This window comes from Photorhabdus kleinii (assembly GCF_025384885.1).
Classification (GTDB): Bacteria; Pseudomonadota; Gammaproteobacteria; order Enterobacterales; family Enterobacteriaceae; genus Photorhabdus; species Photorhabdus kayaii.
Genome location: NZ_JAJAFY010000001.1, coordinates 362,660 through 375,125 on the forward strand (window position 1 = coordinate 362,660; position 12,466 = coordinate 375,125).

The 12,466-nt window shown below is 40.7% G+C and carries 10 protein-coding genes and 1 other annotated feature; of the genes, 3 read left to right on the forward strand and 7 right to left on the reverse strand.

What is annotated here, in order from left to right; translation table 11 throughout:
• Positions 1-448: 448 nt before the first annotated feature.
• The gene (locus LG003_RS01690) at positions 449-1,024 is read left to right on the forward strand and encodes an Ail/Lom family outer membrane beta-barrel protein (protein WP_262980027.1); all 576 of its coding nucleotides are present in this window, start codon (positions 449-451) and stop codon (positions 1,022-1,024) included.
• Between the two features lie 286 nt (positions 1,025-1,310).
• On the opposite strand, the gene LG003_RS01695 is transcribed toward LG003_RS01690, so the two are convergent.
• Positions 1,311-2,081: a YciC family protein gene (locus LG003_RS01695; protein WP_262980028.1), complete on the reverse strand. Its 771-nt coding sequence runs from the start codon at positions 2,079-2,081 to the stop codon at positions 1,311-1,313.
• Between the two features lie 438 nt (positions 2,082-2,519).
• On the opposite strand from LG003_RS01695, the gene ompW reads away from it, so the two are divergent.
• Positions 2,520-3,161: an outer membrane protein OmpW gene (ompW, locus tag LG003_RS01700; protein ID WP_112875886.1), complete on the forward strand. Its 642-nt coding sequence runs from the start codon at positions 2,520-2,522 to the stop codon at positions 3,159-3,161.
• 93 nt (positions 3,162-3,254) lie between these two features.
• Here the strand turns inward: ompW and trpA are convergent, their stop codons facing one another.
• From trpA to LG003_RS01730, 6 genes are read right to left on the reverse strand one after another with little or no spacing between them, the layout of a single operon-like run.
• On the reverse strand, positions 3,255-4,061 hold the full coding sequence (gene trpA / locus LG003_RS01705; RefSeq protein WP_262980029.1) for a tryptophan synthase subunit alpha: 807 nt from the start codon (positions 4,059-4,061) through the stop codon (positions 3,255-3,257).
• On the reverse strand, positions 4,061-5,251 hold the full coding sequence (gene trpB / locus LG003_RS01710) for a tryptophan synthase subunit beta (RefSeq protein WP_262980030.1): 1,191 nt from the start codon (positions 5,249-5,251) through the stop codon (positions 4,061-4,063). Before trpB ends, trpA begins: the two co-directional genes overlap by 1 nt.
• 58 nt (positions 5,252-5,309) lie before the next feature.
• Positions 5,310-6,674, reverse strand: a complete 1,365-nt coding sequence (gene trpCF / locus LG003_RS01715) for a bifunctional indole-3-glycerol-phosphate synthase TrpC/phosphoribosylanthranilate isomerase TrpF (protein ID WP_262980031.1) — start codon at positions 6,672-6,674, stop codon at positions 5,310-5,312.
• A gap of 2 nt (positions 6,675-6,676) precedes the next feature.
• Positions 6,677-7,675: an anthranilate phosphoribosyltransferase gene (gene trpD, locus LG003_RS01720; RefSeq protein ID WP_262980032.1), complete on the reverse strand. Its 999-nt coding sequence runs from the start codon at positions 7,673-7,675 to the stop codon at positions 6,677-6,679.
• 13 nt (positions 7,676-7,688) lie between these two features.
• Positions 7,689-8,267 carry a glutamine amidotransferase-related protein gene (locus LG003_RS01725; protein WP_262980033.1) on the reverse strand — a complete coding sequence of 193 codons (579 nt, stop codon included), beginning with the start codon at positions 8,265-8,267 and terminating at the stop codon, positions 7,689-7,691.
• Positions 8,267-9,841, reverse strand: coding sequence for an anthranilate synthase component 1 (locus LG003_RS01730; RefSeq protein ID WP_262980034.1), 1,575 nt, complete (start codon positions 9,839-9,841; stop codon positions 8,267-8,269). Before LG003_RS01730 ends, LG003_RS01725 begins: the two co-directional genes overlap by 1 nt.
• A gap of 28 nt (positions 9,842-9,869) precedes the next feature.
• Positions 9,870-9,970: a sequence feature (Trp leader region), on the reverse strand.
• A 792-nt stretch (positions 9,971-10,762) separates the two neighbouring features.
• Here LG003_RS01730 and LG003_RS01735 point away from each other — a divergent pair.
• A complete protein-coding gene (locus LG003_RS01735) occupies positions 10,763-12,397 on the forward strand; it encodes a glycoside hydrolase family 18 protein (protein ID WP_262980035.1) in 1,635 nt (544 codons plus the stop codon).
• Positions 12,398-12,466: the final 69 nt, after the last annotated feature.

Consider the following 12,466-nt stretch of genomic DNA (forward strand, 5'->3'; position numbering starts at 1 on the left):
GGATAGAGAGTACGGATTTTCATCAGGGATTATTGAAACAGGATATATGTTGTGACTACTTTGCCAGTTGTAGATTTGTGTTGGTTTAGTGTCCATATATCTATTTAGTATTTAGTTGAAATTGCTAGTCCATGTTTAGCCATGTAATCTGAAGATTATTCCTTTATTAGTTATCACTATCTATTCTAGACAAAATTCCCTGTTGTAAGACAGGGAATTTTTTTGCTTTTATCTCAATAGTGAAGTGATGAAATGCTAATAAGTACAAAAAATATCCGATTAAGATGGAAAGATTATCTTGTTCAGGATGGAAAGCAGTCATTGCCTTATCTTGTTAAACGGAAACTTAACAAAAAACGGGATTGAGTTGTTTTCTATTGGTTGCTGATAAATAATTGCGCCCCATAATTAATCTTTTCTATATTTTATACAACGTTAGGGATTTTCAATGAAAAGAGCATTGGTAGCTTCAGTGGTGGCAGCAGGTTTATCTGTATTCGCATTTGCGGCAAATGCCGGTGAAAGTACGATTTCGGGTGGTTATGCTCAGAGTCATGTAAAGTTTGATAGTAAGAATTTAGCTGGTAACCCTTTTGATAGTAACCCACTTGACGGTAATCCAAAGGGCTTCAACTTGAAGTACCGCTACGAGCTGGATAGTAATTTGGGTGTTATTGGTTCATTCACGTATACCCATTTGGATAACGATTTATATATTAATAGTAGCAAGGTAGGTAAGTCTGAGCTGGATTATTATTCTCTGATGGCGGGACCTATATATCGTTTTAATGACTATGTTAGTGCATACGGTTTAATTGGTGCTGCACATGGAAAGGTTAAGGGTGAGGTTTCTGTTCTGGGTCATGACCGTGGCTATAAAAGTAATAAGACATCAGTTGCTTATGGTTTAGGATTACAGTTTAATCCTATGCCAAATTGGACTATTGATACATCCTATGAATATTCAAAACTGGATGACACTAAAGTAGGTACTTGGGTAGTTGGTGTCGGCTATCGATTCTAACCGAAATTCGCTAATTGATATTTAATTAGCTCTCCTTTCTATAAAATTCCCTGTTGAAAAAACAGGGAATTTTTTTGCATTTTAGCTCAATCCAGCTATCACTAGCTTATTCTGTTTATCCCATAGTTTTATTGCCATGGGGTTTTATACCCTTCATCTTTCAAGCTGCTGCTTTGTTGGCTATTTTCACTCACCCCAGTCACATCGTTATCCATGCTCCTGGGGATTCGTTCACTTGCCGCCGCGCTGCAACTCGAAATCTATTAGGTATATTTGAATCGCTATTTTATATTGATTTTTGTTGTGAAGAGGTAATCAGCATATACAACCGGAACAGGTAAATCAGCAAAATGGCTGAGATGAGGTTATTAAATACACCAAGAGTGATGCCTGCCATCTCACTGTGAATGAATGTTAGACGGTCAATAATAAACGCCAGCAAGAGCTTAGCGGTCAGCCATAAAAGAATTGCCGGAACCAGCAAGCGAATATTGGCAAATGCCAGTTTCCAGCTTATTTTCATGGAAGCAAAAACGCCGTGACGCTCGGTAGTCATAATCACGGGTGATAAAGCCAGTGCGATAGACAAAATAATGCCTGGTACCAACATAAGCATCAAGCCAAGTTGAATTAGCAGGGTGCAGATAAGCAGTAACAGGAACAGTTTCGGTAATTGGCTTGCTGATAAACCCATTGCCTGTAATGAAGAGATACGATTTCCCGCTGAAACCGCCGCAACCAGCGTCAATACACCACCAACCAGTAGCACGCTACCAATCATACTTGAGAAAATGGTTCCGATTCCCGCACGCATGATCATTGACTGTTGCTCTGGGGTCATTTGAGACACCAGCTCCTGAATACCGGCCTTGCCTGAGGTGGCAAACGTGAATTCTGCTTCTGTCAGCAACTTCATCTGTTCGCTGTCAGGAATAAACAGGTGCCCCAATAAGGTGGTAACCAGAGCCGCCAGAACGGCCAGGGTCAGGGTACTTAACAGTTGATTCTTGAAAAAGTTAAAACTGTCACGGTACAGGGTATTCGCCGTGATTGGCATGAAGACAGCTCCTATCAGGTTAAACAACAATGCATAGGGGGTGATTGTACCTTGTTATGGGGAAACGTGGATAGTAGAAACGAGATGATGCGGATAAATTAATGGTTAGTTGTGATTGTTGATGACAGAAAAAAATTCTTCACATTATATTTTTAAGATAAAAATAAACATAAAATTAACCTTATTAAAACATAATGGAAATATAATAAGAGGAAAGATAAAACATCTGAATGGGTATATAAACAAAAAATTTCCAACTGATTAATAATAAATAAACTTTGATTTTGATCAATTTAAAATAATTCCAAATTGAAATAATAATATTATAAATATGCGGTTTTGCTGAAATTCTTTGAAAGATGTGATCTGTCTTGGATCATGATTTCTAATATATGAGTATATTTTGATTGACTTTAAATCACAGGAATGGGATGAATAATGAAAAAAATTTCTGCATTTGTATTAGCAGCGGCAACGTTAGCACCATCATTCGCTTTTGCTCATGAAGCGGGTGACTTTATTTTCCGCGCAGGTAGTGCAACAGTCAGACCCAATACTGGCTCTGATAATGTGTTAGGTTTGGGATCTCTTAGTGCGGATAATAATACCCAGATGGGTTTGACTTTTGGTTATATGATTACCGATAATATTGGTGTTGAATTACTAGCAGGGACACCTTTCCAGAACCGAGTAAGTTTACCGGGTGTCGGGAATATTGCTAAAATAAAAAGTTTGCCGCCGACATTAATGGCGCAATACTATTTCGGTTCTAAAGAAAATCAATTTCGCCCCTATGTCGGTATTGGTCTAAACTACACGACTTTCTTTAATGAAAAGTTTAATGGTAATGATGCCGTTAAAGATGGTAATTTGCATAGTCTGGATCTGAAAGATTCTTGGGGTGTTGCCGGTCACGTTGGTCTGGATTATGAGTTAGATCAGAACTGGATGATAAATGCCTCTGTGTGGTGGGTAAATATTGAAACGGATGTGAAATTTAAAGCGGGTGACCAGCATCATAAAATCGATACCCGGATTGATCCGTGGGTATTTATGTTTAGTGCCGGTTATCACTTCTGATAAGAGCTGTGTTTGTTTGACATGGCTGTTTGCTATGAAAGGTATATAAAAATGGGGCAGGTTCTGCCCCATTTTTATACTATATTTTTTACATTACAGTTGAGTGGCAGACTTCATTTTTGATACAAATTCAGCCAGTTTTCCCAGCATTGTTTCTGGCTGAGAAAGATTTTGTTCAATAATTTTAACGACGGCCGATCCGGAAATGGCTCCCGCTGCGCCACTCGCTAATGTTCCTTTTACCTGATTAGGTTCTGAAATGCCAAATCCCTGTAACGGTGGTGCAGCATGATATTCCCGTAGTTTATTGACTAGATGATTTAACGGTTTTTCACCTCGTCTTTCTATACCGGTCACTCCTGCTCTTGATAATAAGTAGGTATATCCGCGGCCATAAGAAGCAATTTCACGTAATAGTTCATCTTCCGCGTCGGGGGGACAAATAAAAATGGGGGCAATCCCATGTTTCATGGCTGCGGTACGGAATGGCCGTGATTCTGGCATGGGAACATCTGCAACTAATACCGAATCGATATCCGTATCTTTGCAACGGCGGTAGAACTCATCTATTCCATGATGAAAAACCAGGTTGGCATACATTAATAAACCAATAGGAATATCAGGATATTTTGCCCGAATTTTTGTTAATAGTTCAAAACAGAGCGTGGGAGTCACATTTGAGGAGAAAGCCCGCAGATTAGCATTCTGAATGGTCGGGCCGTCAGCCAGCGGATCGGAAAAAGGAATACTTAACTCAAGAGCATCAGCACCACCGATAATCAGTGCATCAATAATTTTCAATGATAATTCCGGGGTTGGATCACCTAGGGTGACAAAGGGGACAAAAGCACCTTGTTTACGGTTTTCCAGTTGTTTAAATAGCTGCTCGTAACGTTCCATTAGATTTCCCCCTTGGATTTTAAAATATCGTGGACAGTAAATATGTCTTTATCACCGCGACCGGATAGGTTAACGATCAGTAATTGCTCTTTATCAGGAGCCTGATGAATCATTTTCAAAGCATAAGCCAGCGCATGAGAGGATTCGAGGGCTGGAATAATGCCTTCCTCACGGGAAAGGGCTTTGAATGCTTCTAATGCTTCATCATCGGTGATGGAAACATAGTCAGCCCGTCCAATGCTGTTCAGATAGGCATGTTGAGGGCCAACGGAAGGGAAATCCAGACCGGCGGAAATAGAATAAGACTCTTCAATCTGGCCTTCATCTGTCTGCATCATTGGCGATTTCATACCAAAATAGATACCCAATTTGCCATGTTTCAGTGGAGCGCCATGTTTACCGGTTTCGATACCGTGCCCGGCAGGTTCAATACCAATCAGGCGGACCGATGTTTCGGGAATAAATTCGGCAAACATGCCAATGGCATTGGAGCCTCCACCAACACAGGCCAACACGGCATCGGGCAGACGTCCCTCTTTTGCCAGAATCTGGGATTTGGCTTCTTCGCCGATCATACGCTGGAACTCTCGGACCATCGTCGGATAAGGATGTGGTCCAGCGGCAGTCCCTAATAAATAGTGGGCTTTATCATAGCTACCAGACCAATCACGTAACGCTTCATTGCAAGCATCTTTTAAGGTGGAGGAGCCGCTGTGAACCGGAATAACTTCGGCGCCCATCAGACGCATGCGGAAAACATTAGGGGATTGGCGCTCCACATCTTTAGCGCCCATATAAATGCGGCATTTCATATTTAAAAGTGCGCAGGTGAGGGCGGTTGCTACACCATGTTGACCCGCGCCGGTTTCTGCAATAATTTCGTTTTTGCCCATGCGTTTTGCCAATAGTGCCTGACCAAGTACCTGATTGGTTTTATGGGCACCGCCGTGTAATAGATCTTCTCGTTTCAGATAAAGGCGAGTTTTGGTGCCTTTCGTCAGATTACGGCATAAAGTTAATGCCGTTGGCCTGCCTGCATAATTTTTCAGTAGATCTTGAAATTCTTGCTGGAATTCGGGATCTTGCTGAGCGGCAATAAATGCGGCTTCTAATTGTTCAAGGGCTGGAATAAGGATCTGCGGTACAAATTGTCCACCGAAATCACCAAAATAGGGGTTAAGCTTACTCATTATTCTATTTGTCCATTGTTATTAATTGGAAAATTGTCATTAATCGGAAAATTGTTGTTTATTGGTAACAGCGTAGTCGCTGAAACACTTTATTTAATTTATGACTGCTTTTGATGCCGGGGGCGCTTTCGACGCCAGAGTTAAAGTCAAGTCCGCAACAGCCATATTTTGCTGCTTGTTGGCAATTTTCTTCATTCAATCCACCGGCGAGCATGATGTTGGCGAGTGAGTGTTTTTCAAGTAATTGCCAATCGAAACTTTGTCCGGTTCCGCCTTTGCCGTTATCAAGTAAATAACGGTCAACATTTTTGGCTTTGGTGTGAAATTCATCTTTCGACATATCAATGGCTTTCCAAATTTGACAATTTTCAGGCAATGTTTTTCGTAATTCCGCAATATAAACTTCGCCTTCGGCACCATGTAATTGCACCGCAGCCAGAGAAAGGGCACGAGCGGTATGACTGATGAATGCAGATGATTGATTTTGAAATACCCCGACATATTTGAGATTTGCTGCATTGATAATTTGTTGGGCCTGTTGGATATTAATTTTACGTGGTGAATGTTCAGCAAATATCAAACCACCATAAACAGCACCTGCCTGTAATGCCACTTTCGCATCTTGTGGTCGAGTTAATCCACAGACTTTATTTTCACCCAGAATCAGTTGACGTAATGCTAAGTCCAGATTGGGTTGGGCCATCAAAGCACTGCCAATGAGAAAGCCATTAGCATAATGGCTAAGCTCGCGAATTTGTTGATGCTGGTGGATACCCGATTCGCTAATAACAATGGTTTCTTCCGGTAACTGTGGCGCAAGTTGTTTGGTACGGTTTAAATCGATAGAAAGATCTCTCAGATCACGGTTATTAATACCAATAATTTTAGCTTTTAGTGCAACTGCTCTGGCACGCTCTTCCTCTGAGCTGATTTCAGTCAGCACGCCCATATTCAGGCTATGCGCAAGTTCAGACAGCGTAATATATTGCTGATCATCAAGAACAGAAAGCATCAGCAAAATCGCATCGGCTTGATAATAACGGGCAAGATAAACCTGATAAGGATCGATAATAAAATCTTTGCACAATACTGGTTGGTGAACGGTATCACTGATTAAACGAAGAAATTCATAGTTGCCTTGAAAATATTTTTCATCGGTTAATATAGAGATGGCAGTTGCATAGGGCTGATAAATTTTTGCTATTTGAATCGGATCAAAATCCTGGCGAATAACGCCTTTAGAAGGAGATGCCTTTTTACATTCCAGAATAAAAACGGTCTGTTCACTGTTTAGTGCCTGATAAAAATGACGGTTGCTGGCAACAACAGCATTAATAAAACTTTCCAATGGTTGTTGCTGTTTACGATTAATAAGATATTCGGCTTTATCATTAACAATTTTCTGTAAAATGGTAGCTTGCATGATTAACTCCTTGTTGCAAGTGCTATAACTCGTTCATAAGCTCGGCCACTGTGAATGGTTTCGAGAGCTTGTTGGGTGTTATGACGTAAATCTTCCTGTCCATGAATTTTCATTAACAGAGCAACGTTAGCCGCAACGGCATCAGCATGGGCTTTCTTACCCCTTCCTTGTAACAATAAACTGAGCATTTCACGATTATCCACTGGTGAACCTCCTTTTAATGCTGACATTGGATGACGTTGTAAACCAAAATCTTCAGCATTTAATTGATAATGGATAATTTCTCCATCGTTAATTTCTGCCACTTTCGTTGGTGCATGCAGTGAGACTTCATCCATGCCACCACTGTGTACAACCGCTGCCCGTTGATAGCCGAGAACCAGTAGGGTGCGGGCAATAGGTTCAACGAGTTCCGGGCTGTAGACGCCAATTAATGCTAATGGCGGACGTGCCGGGTTAATCAAAGGACCTAATATATTAAATATAGTCCGTGTTTTCAGTTGTTGACGTACCGGCATCGCATGACAGAATCCCTGATGATAATGTGGCGCAAATAGGAAACAGATGCCGATTTCATCCAGTGCGCTACGGGCACATTCCGCGCTGATGTCAAGGGCGATACCAAACGCTGCCAGCAAATCAGAAGAACCTGATTGGCTGGAAACACTGCGGTTACCATGTTTGGCAATTTTAATATGGCAAGCCGAGGCGACAAAGGCACTGGCGGTTGAAATATTGATACTGTTCGCACCATCACCGCCCGTTCCGACGATATCGCAGAAAGTGTAATCCGGCCGTGGAAATGGCAGGGCATTTGCCAATAATGCTTGGGCTGCACCGGCAATCTCCTGTGGTTGTTCACCCCGTAATTTCATGCTGATAAGTACAGCAGCGAGTTGTGGTTCACTTAATTCTCCTTGAATAATGGCGGCAAATAGTTGCTGGCTTTCTTGTTGTGTCAGTGTTTGCGCATTAAACAATTTATTGAAAATAGCTTGCATTTTCATCTCCCTTTTAATTTAGTGCCCAAACCAGAGTTTGTTCAAGCAATTTAGCGCCATGAGTTGTGAGAATTGATTCTGGGTGAAATTGAAATCCACAAACCTTATGTTTATCGTGGCGAACGGCCATAACGGTGTCGCCACAACGGGCAGAAATAGTCAGTTCAGACGGAATTCGGCTACCCATGAGAGAGTGGTAACGGGCAACGGGTAGAGGGTTTTCCAGATTAGCGAACATAGCTTGATTATCGTGTTTTGCCAGAGAAGCTTTGCCGTGTAGGATTTCATCAGCAGCAGAAATTTTTCCACCATAAGCTTCAATAATGGCTTGATGCCCAAGACAGATGCCGATCACTGGGATTTTGCCGATGACTTGTTGGAGTAATTGAGGCATACAACCTGAGTCAGATGGTTTACCCGGTCCCGGTGAAAGCATCAATAGCGGAGAGGAGAGTATTCTTAATTGCTGCATAATCATTTCAGTTGCAACCGTATTGCGATAGATAACAACTTGATGACCATGATGACGTAATTGATCGACGAGGTTATAGGTGAATGAATCCACGTTGTCGAGCAGAAGAATATTTGCCATTAGAAAGTCTCCTCTGCCTGATGAGCCTCAATAATTGCACGAATGACTGCTCTTGCTTTGTTACGAGTCTCTTCGGATTCTGCTAAAGGTTCGGAATCCAGTACGATACCTGCGCCAACCTGAATAGTGGCTATACCGTCTTCCACGTAAGCAGAGCGAATAACGATACAATTATCCATATCCCCTTTGCCGGTGAAATAACCGACAGCACCACCGTAACTGCCACGGCGTTCGCTTTCATAGTGAGCGATAAGTTGCATTGCGCGTACTTTCGGTGCGCCGGTGAGGGTACCCATATTCATACAAGCTTGATAGGCATGAAAGGTGTCTAAATCATGGCGTAATGTCCCCACGACGCGGGAGACCAGATGCATAACAAAAGAGTAGCGATCGACTTTTGTCAGATCCGCGACATAGCGGCTGCCCGGTTCACAAATGCGGGCCAGGTCATTACGAGCCAAATCGACCAGCATCAGGTGTTCGGCTAATTCTTTATGATCTGTTCGCATCTCCAGTTCGGTCCGGCTGTCAAGATCCGCATCCAGCTCGCCAGCCGCATTGCGCCCACGGGGGCGTGTGCCGGCGATCGGGTAGATTTCAATTTGGCGGTTGGATGCATCATATTTAAGCGCGCTTTCAGGAGACGCGCCAAACAGACAGAAATCTTTGTCCTGCATGAAAAACATGTAGGGACTTGGATTGTGGTACTTAAGTTTTTGATAAGCATGAAGCGGTGCCGGGCAGGGCAGAAAGAAGCGTCTTGATGGCACTACCTGAAAGATATCCCCCTGGCGGATGTATTGTTGTAATTGCGCCACCATTTCTGCATAGGTCTTGTCATCCCGATTGTATGAAACTTTCATGGTTGGCAGAGAGATTTGTTGTACTGGCTCAATGGGCTCGGTAATGAGTGCCGCTAATGTTTTCAATCGTTGCTTAAGGCGTTGCTCCTCTGCTTGAGAATCACTGAAAAGAGAGATTTGCAAACGTGCATTTTTATTTTGGTGGTCGACCACCAATAGCGTTTCTGCGAGATAAAAACAGAAATCAGGGCAGCGTTGAACGGTTTTTACTGCGGGTAATGGTTCGAATCCGGCTACCAGATCGTAGGAAAAAAGGCCGCCAACGAATATCGCTTCTGCGCTTGACGAATTGTATGGTGACGGCTCTTCCGCCAGAGAAAGCAGGGCACGCAGTGCATCAAATACGGATACTGCTTTCAGACGATTATCTTCATCTATATTGTGATTGATTGGTGGGAAAATCACTTGAAGAGTATTGTGTGTTATTTCAGATTGGATATTGCTGGAAAATTTGTTGGCCAAAATGGGTAATAAATTTCGGCCATTTTCTGTTAAAGCGTCAAAAGTAACCTGATTGCCGTTGGCACTGATGCGTAAGGCACTATCGATAATTAGCAGACTTTTTAAGTTTTTTTTGCTGTTAATTTCCGCAGATTCTAGTAATAAAGTTGCTGGTCGCTCACCGCAGAGTTGGTTGAATAGTAGCGTAGGATCAGGTTGGTAAGCGGTTTCCTGCTCAATTACTGTGATTTTTGGTTGTTTATCCGTCATTTTTTCGTCCTGTCAATAAGTTATGCATATAAAAAAACCCGCTGATTAGGCGGGTTTTGGTAATTTGGCACTGTTGATTTATGTGCGTGACCATACCGCCCTTACTGGGAAGTTATGCCACCAACGGATAGACGCCATAAATACAGCCATTTTCAGTGCCTCTTTAGTATTGATTAGATGATATACAAGACAATATCGTTTTCACTTGTGTACTAGTAAACTGGAACGAAATTGGTGTGTCAAGTATTTTTTGGCGCGTTTATTAATTTGCTGTGTTATTTCTCGAATTTGAAATGATCAACGTTACAGGTAGTGAATTTCCCACAGAATCTATTCAAGAGATAACTCTATTTTAATATTACTAGATAAAATTGAAGGTTAATTTGGCGACATTTTGTTACGGTGTAACATAAAATAATTAATAGTTAGAGATCAGATAATATCGGATACTTAATTTTAATAAAATTATTATCTTATTGTCACAAATAACTCATCATATTATTTTATGACATAGCTATGATATATATTTAGTAATATTAAGTATGTAAATCATGTTTCATGAAAAAAAGAGTTTAGTGATAGTAAAAATTGGTTAAAGAGCAGAATTAGCTGGATTTTGTTTGAGTCAATAGGCAAACGGGGAGAATAGATAATTAATTTTTATATCTGTATATGAAAAAAAGAGGTTTAACCGATATTACTGTGAGAAGTAGTATTCATAACTCTAACATATCGTGTTATTTAAAATTTAGATCTTTATAAGTTAAGACTATGTAATTATTTGTATTTAATACGTTATAGGTATGCCTGAGGAACGATTTTTAATCTGAATACTTATAGATCTCTACTTAATTCTGGCATCGGTTGCCATGATTTAACTCTCTGATGTTTAAAATAATTGTACTATTAGTGGAGTAATATATGAGTGAAAATGAACCAAAAGCAGATAGCCAATTGGTGTATGAAACTGATCCATATAAGGTTAAGGATTCGGAAGAAGGTGCGGCGCAGAAAACTTATCGGTTAAATAGTTTTGATCCTAAAACGGCCGATAGCGCATTATCCTATACCCCAACAAGACTTGCTAAAACGGTTTTTAATATTTATGAGGAGAAGGATGATTTTGGTGTTTTCTGTTATTTAACTGATTGGTCAATTTATGATGCGCGTTTTATTGACACAGCAAGCGAAGATGATTTTAAAAAGAATGGCGGCAGAGGCGCTGATTTAATGCGCCTTAAGGGTGATAAAGACAAGGGAAAGCCGTTTCAGAGAATTATCTTTAGCTTTGCAGGTATTATTGGTGACACTGGAGAGAAAAGAACAACTATCATTGCTGCTGCGGGTGAAAATGGATGGCAAATGGGGAATGCTGAACAAGATATTCTTGAGAATCACGAAGGCAAACCTATTCCAATTGATCCCTGGGCTGATGTTGCAGCCTATCTTAATTGTGGTTTTACTCAGTGGGTGGGCAATCCTGTAGACTTATATCAGCAAGATAAAGCCCAAGGGGTATTAGGAGGATTGCGCTTACTCAAAGAAGAAAACCCGGATTTGGAAATTTCTGTTAGCGTTGGCGGTTGGTCAATGAGTGGTGCTTTTTATAAAGTTTGTCGTGATGAGAAACTGCGTCAACGGTTTGTTGAGGGGGTTAAAGATTTATACACCAGATTCCCCATGCTAACCCATATTGATCTTGATTGGGAATATCCTGGTTCTGCGGGGGAAAATAATCAATTTGATAAAGATGATTATAAGTACTTTGCTGAGCTTATTAAGGATTTGAAGAGTGCAAATATCAGTAATTTGAAAGGAATTAGTATTGCAGCTTCTGCTGATGTAGAAAAAATTAAAGCAGCGAATATTCCAGAATTGATCGCTGCCGGTGTCAATGAAATCAACTTAATGACTTATGATTTCTTTACATTGGGCGATGGAAAACTTTCTCATCATACTAATCTTTATCGCAATAAGGATGACCAGTATTCTAAATATTCAGTCGATGATGCAGTTAATTATCTTATTTCTTTAAAAATTAATCCAAAATCAATCTATATTGGTTATTCGGGTTACACTCGTAATGCCAGAACTGCGGAGTTAGAGAGTAAGGATAATGAACAACTGGTTGGAAAATATACTGATGGAGCATCCACAGTAGGGAGTTTCGAATACAGCGTAATTGAATGGACAGATATTATCTATAACTATGTTGATTATGAAAATCAAATAGGTCGTAATGGTTTTACGGTTTTCCATGATCCGGTGGCGAAAGCTGATTATCTTTACAATAAAGATCTCAAAGTATTTATGTCATTAGATACACCACGCTCAGTCAGAGAAAAAGGCCGTTATGTTAAAGAAAAAGGGCTTGGTGGTTTATTTATTTGGAGCGGCGATCAAGATAATGGCTTATTAACAAATGCTGTTCATGAAGGATTGGGTCGTAAAGCAATTAAAAAAGTAATTGAAATGGAACCATTCTATTTCGAAGGTGAGCTTCCTTCTTACGATAAACCGAAAGAGAAACAGTGTGAAGCATGTAAATTAAATTGAATTTATGCTTTAAAAAATCTCACTACTTAAAATGGTTATAGTCTCTATAACTGTTCTGTTCAGGTGTTT

What these genes read in the sequence shown, in the direction of transcription:
- LG003_RS01690 (WP_262980027.1), top strand. Translation starts at nt 449, where the DNA reads ATGAAAAGAGCATTGGTAGCTTCAGTGGTGGCAGCAGGTTTATCTGTA.
- LG003_RS01695 (WP_262980028.1), bottom strand. Translation starts at nt 2,081, where the DNA reads ATGCCAATCACGGCGAATACCCTGTACCGTGACAGTTTTAACTTTTTC.
- ompW (WP_112875886.1), top strand. Translation starts at nt 2,520, where the DNA reads ATGAAAAAAATTTCTGCATTTGTATTAGCAGCGGCAACGTTAGCACCA.
- trpA (WP_262980029.1), bottom strand. Translation starts at nt 4,061, where the DNA reads ATGGAACGTTACGAGCAGCTATTTAAACAACTGGAAAACCGTAAACAA.
- trpB (WP_262980030.1), bottom strand. Translation starts at nt 5,251, where the DNA reads ATGAGTAAGCTTAACCCCTATTTTGGTGATTTCGGTGGACAATTTGTA.
- trpCF (WP_262980031.1), bottom strand. Translation starts at nt 6,674, where the DNA reads ATGCAAGCTACCATTTTACAGAAAATTGTTAATGATAAAGCCGAATAT.
- trpD (WP_262980032.1), bottom strand. Translation starts at nt 7,675, where the DNA reads ATGCAAGCTATTTTCAATAAATTGTTTAATGCGCAAACACTGACACAA.
- LG003_RS01725 (WP_262980033.1), bottom strand. Translation starts at nt 8,267, where the DNA reads ATGGCAAATATTCTTCTGCTCGACAACGTGGATTCATTCACCTATAAC.
- LG003_RS01730 (WP_262980034.1), bottom strand. Translation starts at nt 9,841, where the DNA reads ATGACGGATAAACAACCAAAAATCACAGTAATTGAGCAGGAAACCGCT.
- LG003_RS01735 (WP_262980035.1), top strand. Translation starts at nt 10,763, where the DNA reads ATGAGTGAAAATGAACCAAAAGCAGATAGCCAATTGGTGTATGAAACT.